General features: G+C 73.3%; 15 protein-coding genes. 1 reads left to right on the top strand and 14 read right to left on the bottom strand.

Annotated features, from left to right (window positions below):
• Window positions 1–29 precede the first annotated feature (29 nt).
• From E6R62_RS16035 to E6R62_RS15985, 11 genes are all read right to left on the bottom strand, one after another.
• The gene (locus tag E6R62_RS16035; protein WP_136214105.1) at window positions 30–1,361 is read right to left on the bottom strand and encodes an MFS transporter; all 1,332 of its coding nucleotides are present in this window, start codon (window positions 1,359–1,361) and stop codon (window positions 30–32) included.
• Window positions 1,351–2,682 carry an acetyl-CoA carboxylase biotin carboxylase subunit family protein gene (locus E6R62_RS16030; RefSeq protein ID WP_136214104.1) on the bottom strand — a complete coding sequence of 444 codons (1,332 nt, stop codon included), beginning with the start codon at window positions 2,680–2,682 and terminating at the stop codon, window positions 1,351–1,353. Before E6R62_RS16030 ends, E6R62_RS16035 begins: the two co-directional genes overlap by 11 nt.
• Window positions 2,679–3,902, bottom strand: a complete 1,224-nt coding sequence (locus E6R62_RS16025; RefSeq protein WP_136214103.1) for a saccharopine dehydrogenase C-terminal domain-containing protein — start codon at window positions 3,900–3,902, stop codon at window positions 2,679–2,681. Before E6R62_RS16025 ends, E6R62_RS16030 begins: the two co-directional genes overlap by 4 nt.
• Window positions 3,892–4,953 carry a saccharopine dehydrogenase gene (locus tag E6R62_RS16020; RefSeq protein WP_206308733.1) on the bottom strand — a complete coding sequence of 354 codons (1,062 nt, stop codon included), beginning with the start codon at window positions 4,951–4,953 and terminating at the stop codon, window positions 3,892–3,894. Before E6R62_RS16020 ends, E6R62_RS16025 begins: the two co-directional genes overlap by 11 nt.
• 113 nt (window positions 4,954–5,066) lie before the next feature.
• Window positions 5,067–6,200 (bottom strand): cytochrome P450, encoded by a 1,134-nt coding sequence (locus E6R62_RS16015; protein WP_136214102.1) that lies wholly within the window; start codon window positions 6,198–6,200, stop codon window positions 5,067–5,069.
• A gap of 33 nt (window positions 6,201–6,233) precedes the next feature.
• On the bottom strand, window positions 6,234–7,421 hold the full coding sequence (locus E6R62_RS16010; RefSeq protein ID WP_136214137.1) for an acyl-CoA dehydrogenase family protein: 1,188 nt from the start codon (window positions 7,419–7,421) through the stop codon (window positions 6,234–6,236).
• A gap of 17 nt (window positions 7,422–7,438) precedes the next feature.
• Window positions 7,439–9,745, bottom strand: coding sequence for an iron-containing redox enzyme family protein (locus E6R62_RS16005; RefSeq protein WP_136214101.1), 2,307 nt, complete (start codon window positions 9,743–9,745; stop codon window positions 7,439–7,441).
• 1 nt (window position 9,746) lies between these two features.
• Window positions 9,747–10,718, bottom strand: coding sequence for a 3-oxoacyl-ACP synthase (locus E6R62_RS16000; protein ID WP_136214100.1), 972 nt, complete (start codon window positions 10,716–10,718; stop codon window positions 9,747–9,749).
• Complete coding sequence (locus E6R62_RS15995; RefSeq protein WP_240801701.1) at window positions 10,715–11,638, bottom strand: oxaloacetate decarboxylase; 924 nt, start codon at window positions 11,636–11,638, stop codon at window positions 10,715–10,717. Before E6R62_RS15995 ends, E6R62_RS16000 begins: the two co-directional genes overlap by 4 nt.
• 28 nt (window positions 11,639–11,666) lie before the next feature.
• Window positions 11,667–12,494, bottom strand: coding sequence for a thioesterase II family protein (locus E6R62_RS15990; protein WP_240801700.1), 828 nt, complete (start codon window positions 12,492–12,494; stop codon window positions 11,667–11,669).
• Between the two features lie 73 nt (window positions 12,495–12,567).
• Window positions 12,568–12,864 carry a hypothetical protein gene (locus E6R62_RS15985; protein WP_136214098.1) on the bottom strand — a complete coding sequence of 99 codons (297 nt, stop codon included), beginning with the start codon at window positions 12,862–12,864 and terminating at the stop codon, window positions 12,568–12,570.
• A 242-nt stretch (window positions 12,865–13,106) separates the two neighbouring features.
• Between E6R62_RS15985 and E6R62_RS15980 the strand changes: the two genes are divergently transcribed.
• Window positions 13,107–13,964 (top strand): LuxR family transcriptional regulator, encoded by an 858-nt coding sequence (locus tag E6R62_RS15980; protein ID WP_136214097.1) that lies wholly within the window; start codon window positions 13,107–13,109, stop codon window positions 13,962–13,964.
• Window positions 13,965–14,193: 229 nt separating this feature from the next.
• On the opposite strand, the gene E6R62_RS15975 is transcribed toward E6R62_RS15980, so the two are convergent.
• From E6R62_RS15975 to E6R62_RS15965, 3 genes are all read right to left on the bottom strand, one after another.
• Window positions 14,194–14,376 (bottom strand): DUF5302 domain-containing protein, encoded by a 183-nt coding sequence (locus E6R62_RS15975; RefSeq protein WP_136214096.1) that lies wholly within the window; start codon window positions 14,374–14,376, stop codon window positions 14,194–14,196.
• A 98-nt stretch (window positions 14,377–14,474) separates the two neighbouring features.
• Complete coding sequence (locus tag E6R62_RS15970) at window positions 14,475–15,428, bottom strand: aromatase/cyclase (protein WP_240801699.1); 954 nt, start codon at window positions 15,426–15,428, stop codon at window positions 14,475–14,477.
• Between the two features lie 137 nt (window positions 15,429–15,565).
• Complete coding sequence (locus E6R62_RS15965) at window positions 15,566–16,387, bottom strand: AfsR/SARP family transcriptional regulator (RefSeq protein ID WP_136214094.1); 822 nt, start codon at window positions 16,385–16,387, stop codon at window positions 15,566–15,568.
• Window positions 16,388–16,634: the final 247 nt, after the last annotated feature.

The following is a 16,634-nucleotide window of genomic DNA, read 5'->3' as shown; positions in this document are numbered from 1 at the left end:
ACAGGGCGGTACGGACAGGGCGGTACGGCTCAGGCGGTACGGGTCCGGCGGTCGCGTACGGCGACGACGCCGGCCAGGGTCGCGAGCAGGGAGCAGGCTCCGACCAGCGGCCACACGAGGGCGCCGTACCGGAGGAAGAGCCAGGTACCGGCCATCGGCCCGAGGGCGGAACCCAGGCCGAACACGAACTGGAAGCTACCGATGTAGCGCGAGCGCAGGGGCTCGGGGCCGGCGCCGGCCGGGTAGGCGAAGACGGCGGGGCCTCCGAGGATCTCGCCGAGCGACCAGACGAGCGTGCCGATGACGACGGCGGCCGGGCCGATGGGCAGTCCGTAGCAGGCGACACCGGCGCCGACGAGGGCGAAGCCGAGACCGACGGTGATCTTGAGCGGCCAGTGTTGGGAGACCTTGGTGACCAGCAGTTCGAAGGCGATGACGATGAGGCCGTTGAGCGCGACGGCGAAGGTGTACCAGAAGAGCGCCATGCCGGCGTCCTTCATGTACAGCGGGAGGGTGGAGAGGTACTGGGTGTAGACGGCGGCGTGGCACAACGCGGCGGTCAGGTAGAGGAGGTAGCGGCGGTCGCGCAGCACGGCCGCGTAGCCGCCGCGTGGTCCGGTGGGGGCGGCGCCGCTCGGGACGGGTCCGGCCGCGGCGCGCGGTGCCTTGGCCGGGAGGGTGGCTCGCGCGACGAGGGCGTAGGCGAGCGCGATGACGGCCTCGCCCCAGAAGAGCAGGGTGTACGAGTGTCCGCCCGCGTTGTAGAGCGCGTAGCCGAGCAGGGGGGCGGCGGTCGCGCCCACGTTGAGGCCGAAGCGGTACATCGCGAAGATCATGATCTGCCGGTCGCCGTCGGTCTGGTCGGCCAGCAAGGTCGCCGAGGCCGGCCGGAACAGTTGGGCGCCCAGGCTGACCAGGGCGATGGCGCCGAGCAGCAAGGTGAAGTCGGGGAGGTAGAGCAGGGCGGCGGTGAGCACGGCGGTGCTGCTCATGGACAGCACGGTGGCGTGGCGGATGCCGAGCCGGTCGGCGAGGGTGCCGCCGACGAGGGAGCCGGCGACGGCGCCGGCTCCGTAGACGCCGATCGCGATGACGGTGCGGCCCTCGGAGTGGCCGGCGTCGGTGAGGAAGAGGACGAGGAAGAGTTGGAGGAAGCCGCTGAGCCGGTTGACGAGCACCCCGGCCAGTACGGTCTTGACGGCGGGCGTGGCCTCCTTGAAGGTGGCCCACACGCCGGCCCGTTCGGCGCTCGCCGGGGTCCGGGCGTCGACCGTCTCCTTCCCGGCGGCCTCCGCGGCCCGCGCGGTCTCGGCGGTCTCGGCGGTCTCGGCGGTCTCGGCCGTCCTGATGTCAGTGCTCATCGCCGGTCTCCGGGTCGGTGGTGACGGTGACGGCGCCGCGCACCCGCCGCTCCAGCTCGTCCAGCTCCTGCGGAGTGGGCGCGTCGATCAGGAAGGTCACCGCCCGGTCGTCGGAGCTGGCGAGCGGGCCCAGCGGCGCCCCGGCCTCCTTGAGGACGAACAACGCGCGCAGCGCTGCCGGGTCGTCCGGCGCGCCGGGCGCGAGCTCGGGCCACATGCCGGACTCGCCGACCCACAGCGGTCGTACGCCCGGCCAGTCGAGGGTGACGTCGGCGAGCGCGCCCGTGCCGTGCTCCAGGTAGACCTGGCGGGCGAAGCGGGCCGGGGCCGGGTAGGAGGCCGGCTCCCCGAGCGCGATCCGGATGATCTCGGGCTCCAGCGGCCGGCCGGTGGCGAGGTGGTAGAGGGCCATGAGGCCGTCACCGGGCGTGCGGGCCGCCACCTCCATCAGGTAGGGCCGGCCGTCGTCGCCGGTGCGCCACTCGGCGTGCGCGATGCCGTCGCGGAAGCCCAGCGCGTCGAGCATCCGATGGTTGGCGTCCAGCAGGGCCGCGTCGGACTCCGTGCGGGAGTTGGGGACGGAGTGGGCGAGTTCCACGAAGGTCTGCGCGCCGGACTCGGTGGTCTCCTTGCGGGTCACCGAGGTGAAGACGGGCCGGCCGTGCTGGACCAGGGACTCCACCGAGTACTCCTGGCCGGTGACCTTCTGCTCGATCAGCACCGTCTCGTGGGCCGGGTACGACATGAGCGACTCGCGCAGCGCCTGAGCGCCGTCGACCGCCACCACTCCCGAACTGGAGTGGCGGGTGGCCGGCTTGACGACGACCGGGTAGCCGAGCGCGGCCGTGTCGATGTCCTCGCGGCCGCCGGGCGGCACCACCAGGCAGGCCGGGCCGAACTCCTCCAGGTACCAGCGCTGGAGGTACTTGCTGCGGCAGACCCGGGTGGCGCGCAGCCCGGGGCCCGGCAGCCCCAGCGCGTCGCACAGCAGCCCGGTCTGTTCGACGAGGGTCTCGCCGACCGCGTAGGCGCCGCGCACGGTGTAGCGCTCGCGCCAGCCCCGCGCCCGGGCGACGAAGCCGGGGGTGTAGGAACCCTCCTGGTCGAGGGAGCCGTCGACGTACGCGATGTCGTCGATGAGGAACGCCGGGTGGTCGGGGTCCTTGCGGGCCGTCTCGGCGGCGTCGCGGTAGGTCTCGGAGGTGATGAGCAGGATCCTCAGGCCGCGGGCGGCGAGTTCCTCCAGGTAGCGGGGGTTGCGGCAGACGACCCGGAAGGCGCCGGTGAGGACGAAGGCTTCGGGTGGGGTGGCGGGGCTCATGCCGTGGCTCCTGACGGGGTGGCGGTGGTGGTCGCGGCGGCGGGGGCGGGGGCGGCGCTTTCCTCGTACGTGCCGCCGAGGCCCCGGGCGGCGAGGAAGGAGAGCCAGCGGTCGGTTTCGGCGGGTCCCTCGGCGGCGCGGACCAGGCCCGCGGGCAGGGCGCCGGCCAGGACGCGGGTCACTCCGTAGGCGACGGGCAGGGAGACGCAGCGGGCCATCGCGGACTCGGCCTCGGTCCCGGTGACGTCGAGGAGGTGGGAGCCCTGCCAGTGCGCGCCGTCGGCGGTGCGCAGGTCCAGGGCGACGGAGAGGACCACGCGGTCCCGGTCGTCGGCGGTGGTGGGGTGACGGGCGGCGAGTTCGCCGGCCAGGGCACGGACGGCGACGGGATCTTCGGCGGCGACGGTCTCGAAGACCTCCTTCCAGGCGGTGCGCCAGCCCGCGTTGCGCAGGGTGCCGCGGACGAAGGTCTCGGGCTTCCAGTGGTCGGGGATGCCGTACTGCGCGATGAAGGGGACGCTGTCGCGGTTGGGGTAGACCTCGAAGTCCTCGCCCGCGAGGGTCCGGGTGCGGGTCGCCTCCCAGGGCCGGGGGGCGGTCGCCTCCGCCCCGTCCTCGATGTACCGGGCCGGGGACCCGAGGGCGGCGAGCACCCCGTACGGAGCCCAGCTGAAGCGGTAGCGGAAGGCGTTGGGCACCGCCGGGACACCTCCGCAGTAGGAGGTGAACCGGGCGGTCGCGGGTGCTTCGCCGAGGGCCCGGCGGCCCCGCGCCACCAGGTCGTGGGCCAGCAGGTGGTCGATGCCGGGATCGAGTCCGGCCTCGGTGAGGACGACCGTTCGGGTGGTGCCCGCCGCGTCCGCGGCGAGTTCGGCGAGCTCCGGCGAGACGTAGCTGGTGCAGGCGAAGTGGGCGCCGCGTTCGAGGGCCAGGCGCAGCAGCGGGGCGTGCTCGGCGGCCGGGAGCATCGAGACGATGACGTCGCCCGGGCCCGCCTCGGCCGCGAGGGCGGCCGGGGCGGTGGGGGTGAGGGCGCGGACTTCGGCGCGTCCGGTGAGACCGAGCGCGTCCAGTCGGGCGGCGGCGCGCTCGGTGGTGCGGTCCCACAGGACGACGCGGGCGGCGCTGTCGCAGACGAGGGAGAGGCCGGAGCGGCCGGTGGACAGGCCGGTGCCTATCCAGTGGACGGTCCCGGAGGCGGCTATCGCGTCATCGGACATGGTGGGTCTCCTGGGCCTGGACGGCCGTCTCGAAGGTGTGCAGGGCTCGGGACCAGACGCCGTCCCACTCGGCCAGGCGCGCCAGGTGCGGGGCGAGTTCGGCGGAGAAGGCGGTGCTGGCCTCGACGGGGAGGAGGGAGGGCAGGTTGTCGATGGCGATGAGGTCGAGGCGGGGGGCGTCGGCGCGCAGGGCGCGGACGGGCTCGTCCCAGGTGGTGGTCTCGTCGTACACGGGCAGCACGTTGCAGTCGGAGGTGACGTCGCAGGTGACGTCGGAGACGAGGGACAACCGGCGGGCCGGGTCGTCGAGATCGGCCTTGGTGAGGAACGGCGGTACGGGGTCGGTGGTCAGCACGGTGTTGACGAGGACGTCGTGGGCGAGGAGGGCGGCGCGGTCGAGCGGGCGGGTCTCGGCCAGGTCCCAGCGGGTGGGGGTGAGGCCGGCCGCGGTCAGGGCGTCGCAGGCGCCGCGGCCGCTGCGGCCGAGGGCGCCGATGACCAGGGCGCTGGTCGTGTCCTCGGGCGCGGTGGCCGCGAGGAGGGCGTCCAGGGCGGGCCGGTCCGTGGGGCGCAGGGGGGCGGTCAGCCGCCCGCGGCGGTGCAGGACCGCGAGGGCCGCGCCGACGTAGCCGGCCCAGTAGCCGAAGGCGGCGACGCGGCGGCCCCGGTCGTCGGTGAGGTACTCCATGTCGAGGAGGGCGCCGCCGCCGGCGCTGAAGCGGGAGAGCAGGTCGGCCGCGCCGGACTGCCCCTTGTAGGCGTGGCCGAAGTAGACGTGCCGGTGGCGCAGCGGGGTGCGGGCTTCGGGGAGTTCCTTCAGGCCGAGGACGTACGCGTCGTCGGGCGCCTGTTCGTGCCAGGAGGCGGTGGGGGCGCTCGCGCAGCCCGCGGCGGTGTAGTCGGCGAGGGGGAACACGCGCTGGTCGCTGGCTTCGACGGTGATGCGCAGGCCTTGGGCGACGAGTCGGCCGGCGTCGGCGGGGGTGAGGGGCGCGCGGCGTTCGGTGGGGCGGGCCTCGTGCCGCATCCAGAGGTGAATACTGTCCGACATCTTACGTTTTGTCCTATCGGGAGGCATGGGGGTGGGAGGCCCCCGGCCATTGCTCTGTGACGGGGGTGCGCTGTGACGGGGGTCGCGGTCCGGTGCGTGGGGTGGCGGCGGGCTCAGATCAGTGGGATGCGGGCGTTCGCCAGGGGGCGGTAGACCGGGGTCGAGGGGAAGGTGGACGGGGAGAAGCCTGCCGCGAGGAGTTCGGTGACGACGGCGGTGGCGAGGGCCACGGCGAGGGCTTCGCCCGGGCAGCGGTGGGCGGACGCCCCGAAGGTGAACACCGTCGGATTCACCCGGCCGGGGTGCAGCGCGTGCGGGTCCGGGTTGACGGCGGGGTCCCGGTTGGCGGCGGCGAGGAGGACCAGGACCTGCCCGCCGGGCTCCACCTTCGCGTCGGCGTGGACGAAGGGTTCGGCGGCGAAGCGGCGGGTGTTCTGGATCGGGGCGTCGTGGCGGACCACCTCGCGCACCAGTGCCTCGATGTCGGCCGGGGCCGCGACGGTCGCCCCGCGGGCCAGGGCGACCAGGGTGTTGCCGATCAGGCCGGCGGTGGCGTCGTAGGTCTGGGAGAGGAACCCCACAGCGTTGGAGAGCAGCGGGGCGCGGTGGGGCCACGAGGCCCGGTCGGCGGCGCGGACCAGTTCCGCGAGGAGCCCGTCGCCCCGCTCCGTGAGACCGGGTGCCAGCAGCTCGCGCAGCCGGGCCGCCGCCGTGGCCGCGGCATCCTGCTGCGCCGGCGTCGCGTTCGCGGGGATGCACTGGACGAAGTCGCCGATGGCGCGGGCGGCCTCCCGGTCGGCGCCGTCCGTCAGGCCGCCGAGCGAGGCGACGACCCGGGCCGGGACGGCGAACATCAGCTCCTCGTAGGGGACCTCGCCACCCGCCGCGAGGGCCTCCCGGGTGAACTCCCGGGCCAGGCGGGCCGCGTGGCCGGTGTCGGCGCGGGTCAGGGCGTCGACCACCACCGCCTTGAGGCGGCCCTGCGTCGTGCCGTCGGTCATGCGCACCAGGTCGCCGAAGACCTCGCCCGCCGCGGTCCCGTCGATCCCGGCCGGGACCGGCTCGGCCGGCGGCCGTACCCGCAGCGCGTCGCTGCCCAGCACGGCGCGTACGGCGGAGGCGTCGGCGGCCACCCAGGCCCCGAGCGCCTCGTCGTAGGCGAACGGGCGCTCGGCCACCAGGGTCGCGTAGAAGGGGTAGGGGTCCGGGAGGCGGACCGCCTCGATCGGTGTGGTGGTGCTGGTCACGTCCTGCTCCTTGCCGGGGTGAACACGTACGGGTCAGGCTCCTGCTCGGGCGGCGCGGCGCATGTCGAGCGAGCCCGCGATGGCCATCCGCAGCACCTCCGAGGCGCCCTCGTAGATGCGCAGCGACCGGATCTGCCGGTACAGCCGCTCGGTGACGGCGCCCTGGACCACACCCGTCGCGCCGAGCAGTTGCACGGCGGAGTCCACCACGCCCTGGGCGGCCTCGGTGGCGTGGACCTTGGCAATGTTGGAGTGCCGGGCGAACCGGCGGTTGCCCCGGTCGGTCTCCCAGGCGGCGCGCGCCACCAGCAGCGCCGAGGCGCCCAGCCGCACCTCCATGTCGGCCAGGGAGGCCTTGACGAGCTGGAGGTCGAACAGGGTCTGCCCGTAGGCCTCCCGCTGCCGGGTGTGCGCCAAGGCGGTGTCGAAGGCGCGACGGGCGAAGCCGATGGCGGCCGCGCCGACGGTGGTGCGGAAACGCTCCAGCAGGTCCACGGCGACCACGAACCCCCGTCCGGGGCGCCCCAGGACGGCGTCGGCGGGCAGCCGGCAGTCCTCGAAGACCAGGTGGGCGAAGGAGCGCGGGGCGATCGCGTCGATCCGCTCGGCCCGCAGGCCGGGGGTGTCGGCGGGGACGAGGAACGCGGAGAGCCCGAGCGCTCCGGGGCCCTGGCCGGTGCGGGCGATGACGACGAACAGGTCCGCGATGGTGCCGTTGGCGATCCAGGCCTTGCGCCCGTTGAGGACGTACGAGCCGTCCGACGCGTCTCGGACGGCCTCCAGGCCGACGGCGGCCACGTCCGAACCGGCCTCCCGTTCGGAGACGGCGAAGGCGCCGATCGTCGTCCCGGCGGCCATCCCCGGGAGGTGGCGGCGCTGTTGGGCCTCGCTGCCGAAGCGCAGCAGGGGCGTCGCGGCCAGCGCCTGGATGGAGTACGCGAAGTCGGCCAGGTCCTCGGCGTAGGCGAGGGCCTCGCGGCGCAGGCACACGGCGCGCAGGTCCTCCGCGGGGCCGGCCGCGGGGTCGAGCGCGGCCAGCCAGCCCGCGTCGCCGAGGGTCCGCACCAGGCGGCGGCCCGCGGCGTCGGGGTCCAGGGCGCGGACCTCCTCCCACAGCACGCGGTTGCTGTCGCACCAGGTCCCGGCGGTCTCGGCGAGGCGGCGGTGGCCGTCGTCGTAGAAGGGGAGGTCGAGGACCTCGGGGTCGAAACTCGTCGTCAGTTCCACGGCGGGGCTCCTCAGATGACCAGGTCGGCGGCGGCCGGGGCGGTGGTGGGACCGGCCTGCGCCGAGCGCACCCGTTTGACCAGGGCGTGTTCGACGAAGTAGGCGAAGGAGGCGTAACCGCGCCAGACGCGGCGCCACGCCTGCCGGACGGCTTCCTCTCCCGAGGCCCGGCGGACGTCGTCCAGGTGGGCCACGACGATCTCGGCCGACTGGCGGGCGTGGCCCGCCGAGAAGTTGTCGATCGACAGGTGCGCTTCCTCGTAGGAGACGTCGAGGCCGTGGCGGCGCAGTTTCTGGATCTCGTGCAGGCGCATCGCGCCGAGGCCGAACATCTCGATGCCCAGGTTGTAGCCGAGGATCTCGTCGTAGAGGGTGTCGGGGAAGAGCGAGAGGCAGACCTGGTGGACGGAGAAGCCGTACAGGTGGTCGGGCAGGTCGCCCTGGTCGAGGAAGGCCTCCTGGCGGATGTGCGGCAGGTCCATGTCCATGCTGGCGAGGACCTTGTGGATGATCGTGATGTGGTTCTTCGCCATGTCGCCGCGGCCCATCTCGTCGGCGTAGATGGAGAAGAGCATGTCGTCGGCGCGCCGGCCGCGGCGGCCGAGGTTGGCGACGCGGTGGGCCCAGGTGCCGTCGATGAGGCTGCCGAGCGCGTACGTCGACTGCTCGAACACGACCTCTTCGCGGTCGGGGATCTCGGTGAGCGGCTCGTACGGGTCCACGAGCTTGTCCCAGTAGATCCGCTCGACGCGTTCCAGCAGGGCCTCGGGGGTGTAGTCGAAGTACTCGGCGTTGGTCAGCAGGCCCCCGGCGCCGTGCGTGAAGAGCAGCTCGGCGTCGGCGAGGCCGGATTCGGCGCGGGCCCGGGCCAGGGGCAGGACGTTGGGGTAGCGCTCGAAGTTGACGAGCCGGTGGAAGAAGGCGCGGTGGTCGAGGGCCGGCTCGGCCTCGCGGACCACCAGACCCGCGGGGCGGGCGGCGGCGAGGCGGGCGCTCCAGCGGCGGGCGGCCTCGTCCCCGGCGGTTTCGGGGCCGGAGAGGGGGCCGGCGGGTTCCCCGGCGGCGATGGAGCGGGTCCAGGCGGTGAAGACGGCCGCCTCGCGCTCGTCGAAGATGCCGAACATGGGGCCGCCGAACTTGATGGACTTCAGGAAGCGGCAGGGACCGCCGTCACGGGCGGGGCGCACCTGGCGGGCGGTGCGGAACTCCGCGACGAAGGCGGCCGCGTCGAGGTGTTCGTCGTCCAGCCAGTCGGTCAGCTTGCGGGTGCCGAGGCGGACCGCGCGGTGCTGGCGGCCGGCGTGCGGGGCGTGCCGGGCGACGATCGCGGCGACCTTGTCGTCCAGCGACAACCCTTCCCTCCGGCGGGCCAGTGCGGTGAGCGCCTCGGTGTGTTCGCGCTCCAGCCGGACGAGGAGGCGTACGGCGGCCAGGGCGCGGCGGCGGTCCTCGGGCCCGGTCGGGGAGTGCGCGGTGAAGGCGAGGTACTCGGCCAGCAGGGGCCGGACGTCGCTCTCCGCCAGCATCGGCTCGCCGCCCAGCAGGAGTTCGTCCACGCCGAGCGCGTGGGCGGCGTAGTGGACGCCGACCACCTCGGGGAGGAAGGCGGCGGGCAGGCGGGAGAGGGCGACGCGGAAGGCGGCGTGCAGGGCGGTGAGCGGGCGGGCCCCGGTGTCGCGCAGGAAACCGGCGGCCTCCACCTGGGGCAGGTACACGCCCTGCGCGGCCAGTGCCCGGCGGCGGCGGGCGGGCTGACCGGCCTCGGCGGTGCCCTGGCCCTGGAGCAGCCAGTGCTGGCCGAAGAGGCGGCCGACGATCTCGGCGGGCTGGGTGGCCGCCTGGGAGACGGTGTCCAGCCAGCAGCCGCCCGTCAGCGCGAGGGGGGCCCGTTGGCGCAGGACGGCGGCGCGGATCTCGGGGTCCTCGTGGTCGCGCAGGGGGGCGAGGGCGGCGGCGAGTTCGGCGCGGGCGGCCAGGACGTCGGCGGCGACGGCATCGGCGAGGGCGTCGGCATCGCCGTCGGCATCGGTCGCGGTCGTGGTCGTGGTCGTGCCAGGTCGGGTCGGCGGCTGGGCGTCCGGCGTCAGGAACGCGGTGAGGACGCGGCGGGCGGCGAGGAGAGCGCTCTCACTCTCCTGGTCGGCGAGCAGGCGGCGGAACAGCTCGTCGGGTGCGGCGGCGGTGATCCGCTCGGCTTCGGCGAGTGCGGCCGGGCTCGCCTCGACGGGCCCCGCGGGCAGCGAGGTGGTCAGGTCGGGGAGCGGGAAGGCGGGTGCGGGGCGGGTGCGGGCGCTGTCGAGGGAGGGTGCGGTGGTCATCTCAGTTCTCCCCCCGGTCCGGGGTGACGGGCGAGGACGCCCGCAGCAGCACGCCGACGCGGGAGCCCGGGACGCTGGAGGCCAGGAGGTAGTGGCCGCCGGGGCGGAGCTCCCCCGCGTCCTGGCGGTCCACGAGGTTGATCAGCGGATCGGCGGCGAAGCAGTGGCCGAAGCGGGTGATGTTGTCGAGGTGGAGTTGCTGCCGGGTGAAGCCGGCCTGGCGTTCCTTGAGGGCGATGAGGGGCTTGAAGAGGTTGGGGTGCAGCAGGCCGTCGATCTCGTCGAGCTTCATGCCGACGGCGTCCAGGATGCGCCGGTTGACGGTGCGGGCGAGCTCCGAGCTGATCTCGTGGGACCAGTCGAGGGAGGTGGGGTCCTGGGCGGCGGCGCCGGCGAGGATCTCGTAGGTGTCCGCGCCGAGGGGGTCGGCGTCGGCGGAGATCAGGCAGGAGGCGGAGCCGTCGCTGAAGAGGGCGAAGTTCTCCATGCGGACGGATTCGTCGGTGACCCGGTCGGTGGTGACGACCAGGACCCGGCGGTGGGTTCCGGCTGCGACGAGGGCGTGCGCGGTGCGGATGCCCGTGAGGAGGTTGGTGCAGCGGTTGAGGGTGAGGCCGGTGACGGCGGCGTCGACCAGGCCGATGCCGCTCATCACCTTCTCGACGAAGCCGCCGTGGGTGCGCGGGCCGCCGGGGAAGCGGGTGGAGCAGAGGATCAGGCAGTCGATGCCGGCCGGGTCGGCGCCCGCCGCCGCCACGGTCGCGCGGGCGCTCTCGACGGCGAGGGCCTCCAGGCTCTTGGCGGTCCTGCGGATGGCGCCCCAGCCCCACAGCTCGGCCCGTGGCGCCATCTTGAACCGGCGGGCCCGTTCGAGGAGGTTGTCGATGCTCGTGTGATCGGCGACCTGTTCGCCGAGCACGTAGCGCGGCGCGGACAGGTGGACGGCGGGTAAGGCTGCGGGAGGAAGGCTCACGGTGCCGGATCGCTCTCTCGGTCGTCGGACGGGACGGTCGGGACGGTCGGGACGGGGGCGGTCGGGTCGGCGGCGGCCAGCAGGGCGTTGGCCTCCGCGTACGGGAGGGCGTCGGCGCCGAAGCCGAAGGTGCCGTGCTCGCTGATCTCGCGGGCGGCCCGGGTGAGGGCGCCGAGGGCGGCGCGGGAGAGGGCCGAGCCGGTGCTGATCCGGCGTACGCCGAGGGCTCCGAGGTCGGCGACGGACAGCTTCAGCGCGCCGCCCATCAGGACGTTGACGGGGCGGGAGACGGCGGAGCAGACGGCGCGGATCGCCTCGGCGTCGGGCAGGGCGGGGGCGTAGAGCACGTCGGCGCCGGCGGCCTCGTACGCCTGGAGGCGGCGGATGGTGTCGTCGAGGTCGGGGCGGCCCTGGAAGAAGTTCTCGGCGCGGGCGGTGACGGTGAAGGGGAAGTCGAGCCCCTTCGCCGCCTCGACGGCCGCGACGACGCGCTCCACCGCTTCGCCGAGGGGGCGTACGGGGTCCTCGTCACGGCCGGTGGAGTCCTCGATGGAGCCGCCGACCAGACCGGCGGCCGCGGCCAGCCGGATGGTCTCGGCGATGTCCTCGGGACGCTCGCCGAAGCCGCTCTCCAGGTCGGCGGTGACCGGCAGGCCCGTGGCGTCGACGATCGCGGCGGCGTTGGCGAGGAGTTCGGCGCGGCCCACCTGGTTGGCCCCGTCGGGGCGGCCGAGGCTGTGGGCGAGTCCGGCGCCGGTGGTGGCGAGGGCGGCGAAGCCGAAGGAGGCGAGGACGCGGGCGGTTCCGGCGTCCCAGGGATTGGGGACGACGAACGGGCCGGGACCGTCGTGCAGGTCGCGGAAGGCGACGGCGCGGGCGTACTGGGATCGGGGGCGGCGGGCGTCGGTGCTGTGGTTCACGGTGTCCTCGCTGGTGCTCGGCCTGCGGTCAGATCAGCTCAACGTACTCATCGCGGGCGGGCGTTGCGGCCTCCCGGCGGGCGGCGCGGGCCAGCGGACGCAGTACGTCGGTGACGGTGTGGGGCCGGCCCTCGAAGTAGAAGTGGCCTCCGTCGACCCAGTGACGGGTCGGCTCTCCCGGGCATTCGCGGGCCCAGGGGGCGAGGGAGGCGGTGGTAACGTGCGGGTCGTCGATGCCGTTGAGCAGGGTGAGCGGCACCCGCAGCGGTCCGGCGGGGCGGTACTGGTAACCGGCGACCATGGCGAAGTCGGCCTTGAGGTGGGGCAGGAGCAGTTCCTGCATGGCCTCGTCCTGGAGCACCTCGGGCGGAAGCCCGCCGAAGAAACCGACGGCCTCGGTGAACCGGCGGCCCTCCAGCCGGGCCGCCTCGACCACGCGGGGGGTGGGCAGCAGGGAGGGGGCGGAGCAGCCGGAGGCGACGAGGGCGGCGAGGCCGGGTACGCCGTCGAGACGGCGGGCGACCTCGAAGGCGAGGGCCGCGCCGAAGCTGTGGCCGAAGAGGACGAAGGGCCGGTCGGGGGCCGCGTCGAGGGCGATGGCGAGGGCGGCGCCGTCCGCCAGCTCGGCGACGGTGGCGGCGGCGGGCTCACGGAAGCGGTGGCCCCTGCCGGGCGGGCACACGGCGAATATCCGACCGTCGACGCCCATGCCGGCCTGCCAGTCGAGGAAGGTGCGCGGGTTGCCGCCGGCGTGCGGGAAGCAGTAGACGCGGGTGCGGGAGTCGTCGGCGCGGTCGGCGGCGGGGGTGGCGCCGGGGGCGGTCTCGGAGGTCAGGAACCAGGGGGAGGCAGCCACGAAGATCAGCCATTCCTTTGCCGGTCGGGCGGAGCGGGAGGGGAGGAAGCGCAGGACGGGATGACGGCGGGGATCAGTTCCAGCCAACGTCACCCGGGTTGGCGGGCTGGGGGGCGGGCGTGGTGCCGGGCTTCGGGTTGTTCCAGCCGACGTCACCGGCGCCATCTGCGAGGACGCGGGGGGCCGTGTGGTTCCAGCCGACGTCACCGAGGCGCAGGTGGGTGTCGGACGCGTCGGACAGGGCGCCGTGGGCGACGCCGGTGGCGACCGTTCCCAGTGCGAGGGCGAGTCCGGCGGCGGCCAGAACCACTCGTCCGCGGATTCCGGAAACCCGGCCGGCCTCACCGGTAACCATCTGGTTCTTCGTCATTTCCCCAGCCCCTCAGTCGTTTTCGCCTTTTGGCCATTTCCCGAAACGGAAGTCCGAATCCGGTGTGTGGCTGCGGTGATCCGCCCGGCGCCTTCTCGGTGTGTGTTCCTGCGGTGAGACCAAATCTCCTCTGCCGGGAGATCCCGAGATAGACCTACGATGGCTCCGGTTTCCGCATTGCGGGAATCCACGGGGTCTCAATCACCCCGAACACCCCCATACCGGACGGACAGAGGTGGCGTGTGGACGTAGTGAAATACGTCAGATCCGTACAAAATGGTGCACCCGAGGAGCCGCGTGCGCCCGCGGAGGAGGAGCCGCAGGCGTTTTTGCGGGAACTCGCAACGCACCTCGGCCTGCTGGCGCAGGAAGCCGCACAGCAGGCCACGCGCGCGGCAGCCCTCCCCGAGACGGGGACGGGCCCGGACGAGCAGGTCGTCGGCCCCGGGGTGCGCTATCTGCACGGGCTGGGCAGCATCACGTCCGCGATCGACGAAGCGCTGGGCGCGTGCCGCAAGGACATCCTGACCGCCCAGCCGGACGGGGCGCGGCCGAGCGCGGTACTGAAGGAAGCCCTGGAGTCCGTACGCCGGCAGATCGCGGCGGGCATTTCCATGCGAACGCTCTACCAGCACACCACGCGCTTCGACGAGGCGACCAAGGACTACGTGCGCACGGTCACCGAATACGGGGCACAGGTAAGGACTTTGGAAGAATTCTTCGACCGGCTCATCATCGTCGACGATGTCGCCTTCATTCCGGCGAACGACGAACGCACGACCGCCATATCCATCACCGAACCCACCATCATCCGTTTTCTGCGCGACACGTTCGACAAGGCGTGGGACCGCGCGAAGCCCTTTCCGTTTGTTCCGCTGCACGCGGCCAAGGCGGCCGACGAGGTGGTCCCCGCCATCCGGGAGTCCATCAGCAGACTGCTCGTGGAGGGTTACTCGGACAAGGCGATCGCCCGCCGGATCGGCATCAGTGAGCGCTCTCTCCAGGCGCACATCGCGGCCATCAAGCAGGAACTGGGCGCGCTCAACCGATTACAGCTCGGCTATCTGCTCGGCCGCAACGAGGCCACTTACGTTCTGTGACGCGAGCAGGTGAAAGGCGGGGAGGCCGGATGCCGCGCCCCGGGCCGGAGCGGGAGTGAGGGCACTCGCGCGGTGCTCAAGCGGCACTCAAGCCGTACTCCGGCCATACTCCGCCGTATTGCGGCGATTCGTGGGCGGGACCCTGGCGCAACGAAAAAAGAGGGGCTGCCGCGATCCGAACGGGAATCGGATCGCGGCAGCCCCTGCGGGTTTGTCCTGCCGTGCGGCCTCAGCCGGCCTTGCGGCGGAAGCTGCGGTTTTGACCTTGGGGACCGCTGTACCCCTTGAGCTTCGAACTGCTTTCGTGGCGCGCCTGTTGTGACCGGGCTGCGCGTGTCTTGCGCTCCAGCGCCTCACGGAACCTGCGCCTGCCTTCGGGCTCGACGGGGTGGTTGTCCGGCGTATCGGTCATGCGGTGCCTCCTGCGTGATGTGCGGATCTGTTCTCCCGACGAATGCGGTCCGACGAATGCGGCACCCGGGAGGGGCAGGCGAATGGGTGGGGGCGGGGTCATCTTCCCGGGGTGAGGACGCGGACGGCGGATTCCGCGTACCGGCGGGCTCGGTGCAGCGTGGCGGTGCTCGCGGCGCCCAGGGTGCGGCGAACGTGGTCGCGGGCCTGGGCGATGTCGACGCCCGGGCCGAGGGACCCCTCGATGTCCTCCTCCCGCAGGACGACGCTGTGGCGGGCCACGGCGGTCAGCCCGCTCTCGTCGGGGATGAGCGACCATTCGCCGGTGTGCGCGGCCAGCGGCAGGGAGCCCCGCGTCTCCTTGAAGACGATCCGTCCGGCGTGCGGGAAGCAGACGCGCACGGACTCGGCGGTGTGGGTCCGGCCGTCCGGCCCGCGGGTGTCCAGGGTCAGCAGTTGTACGCCGGTGCGGTCCTCGCGGACGTCGGCGCGCAGCACCTCGGGCAGGTGGACGGGCCAGTCGGCGGCCCCGTAGAGGAATTCGTAGACGAGTTCGTGGGGACCCCGGACGCGCACGGAGTCCTCGAAGGTGAGCAGGAGGTCGTCCAGGCGCGTCCAGCGCTCGGCGGTCTCCTTGAGCCGCGCCAGCTCCGCGGCGCTGTTGGCGTCGGTGACGCGGGTGACCCACTCGGCGTCGGCCCGGTTGTCGTCGGCGACGGTGAAGTGGTGCAGCAGGGTCAGCCGGGCCCGCCCGGAGCCCAGTTCCTCGACCGCCCAACGGCCGCCCATGGAGGTCGCGGGGGGCGCCGGGACCTCTTGGCGGAAGTCGATGGTCCGGGCGGCGCTGTCCAGGGACCGGCGGGAGATCCAGGACGTGACGGTGCCGCCGGCGGTGGCCCACATACCGAAGCGGTCGTGGGTCCCGTCGAAGTCCAGCCGTTCGACGTGGATGCTCGGCGGGATGAACAGCGGCCACTGGGTGGTGTCCGCGAGCAGGGCGTAGACCACCCCGGCGGGCGCCGCCACCTCCACCACGTACGACGTCTGACGCACACGCTCACCTGACATCGGCCCACACCTCTCTCGACCCCCGGCCTCCGACGATCGCGGCCGGTGCCGGAGGGCCGGTCGACGGCGTCTCGAACCTCGGTCGGCCGTCGGACGTGGGCGTAGGCGTGGGCGTGGGGACGCTACGCGGCGAAGAGGTCGAAGGTGGAGGAGCGGCGCGGGCCGGCGATGACGTCGAGGGCCGGGTCGACGGTCAGCATCGCCTGGTGCAGGCGCTGGAGCTGGGGGCTGGGTTCGACGCCGAGCTCCTCGACGAGCCGGGCGCGCAGCCGGCGGTACACGTCGAGGGCGGTGGCCTGCCGGCCGGAACGGTAGAGGGCGACCATCGCCTGGGAGTGCAGACCCTCGTGCTGCGGATGGCGTGCGATCAACCCGGTCAGTTCCACGATGAGTTCGGCGTGCCGGCCGAGCCGCAGGTCGACGTCGATGCGCCGCTCAAGCGTCACGAGCCGGCTCTCCTCCAGCCGCAGCACCTCGATGCCGAGGACGGGCCCGACGTGTACGTCGACCAGGGCCGGGCCCTGCCACAGGGCGAGCGCCTCGCGCAGCCGGGCCGCCGCGCCCACGTCGTCACCGGCGTCGAAGGCCTGCCGGCCGGCGCGGACGAGGCCCTCGTAGGCGTGCACATCGACGGCCTCCGGGGCGATCTGGAGCAGGTAGCCGCCGTGCCGGGTGGCGATGACGTCCTTGGCGCCGGAGGGGGCGCCGGGCCCCATGGCCGTGCCCAGGCGTCGGCGCAGCTGGAGGATGTAGGTCTGGAGGGTGGTCAGGGCGCTCTGCGGGAGTTCCGTCCGCCAGAGCTCTTCCATGAGGGTGGGGACGGGGACCACCCGTCCCGGATACAGGGACAGCAGCGCCAGGATCTGGCGCGGTTTCCCCGCGGTCGGAACGATCGAGCCCCCGTTGACCTCGGCACTCAACGGACCCAGAACCTGGATCTTCACAAGTTTCCTCCGCACCTGGTCGCGTTCCGTCGATTTTCGGTCTCTGTCGTCGACGGTAGCGAAACGCGGGGACGCTTCTCCGAATGGTCCAGCGCCTTTCCAGAATCTCTTGACCGCGCTCTCCGAAAACGATCACCCCTGCCGCGACCTGCACAAACATCGCATTCACGGCCTACCGGGAGGCCGGTGGCCGTGCCGTGTCAATTCTTCCGGCGGGGTTTCTCCGGATTACGAAAAATATGGTGTC

Origin of the sequence: Streptomyces sp. A1136 (genome assembly GCF_004795055.1) — a bacterium.
In the GTDB taxonomy this organism is placed as follows: domain Bacteria; phylum Actinomycetota; class Actinomycetes; order Streptomycetales; family Streptomycetaceae; genus Streptomyces.
The sequence above is the reverse complement of the archived record's forward strand: the minus strand, read 5'-3'. Positions and strand labels throughout refer to the sequence as shown.

Coding starts and splice junctions, on each gene's coding strand:
- E6R62_RS16035 (WP_136214105.1), bottom strand. CDS start 1,361: ATGAGCACTGACATCAGGACGGCCGAGACCGCCGAGACCGCCGAGACC.
- E6R62_RS15985 (WP_136214098.1), bottom strand. CDS start 12,864: ATGACGAAGAACCAGATGGTTACCGGTGAGGCCGGCCGGGTTTCCGGA.
- E6R62_RS16005 (WP_136214101.1), bottom strand. CDS start 9,745: ATGACCACCGCACCCTCCCTCGACAGCGCCCGCACCCGCCCCGCACCC.
- E6R62_RS16020 (WP_206308733.1), bottom strand. CDS start 4,953: ATGTCGGACAGTATTCACCTCTGGATGCGGCACGAGGCCCGCCCCACC.
- E6R62_RS16030 (WP_136214104.1), bottom strand. CDS start 2,682: ATGAGCCCCGCCACCCCACCCGAAGCCTTCGTCCTCACCGGCGCCTTC.
- E6R62_RS15975 (WP_136214096.1), bottom strand. CDS start 14,376: ATGACCGATACGCCGGACAACCACCCCGTCGAGCCCGAAGGCAGGCGC.
- E6R62_RS16025 (WP_136214103.1), bottom strand. CDS start 3,902: ATGTCCGATGACGCGATAGCCGCCTCCGGGACCGTCCACTGGATAGGC.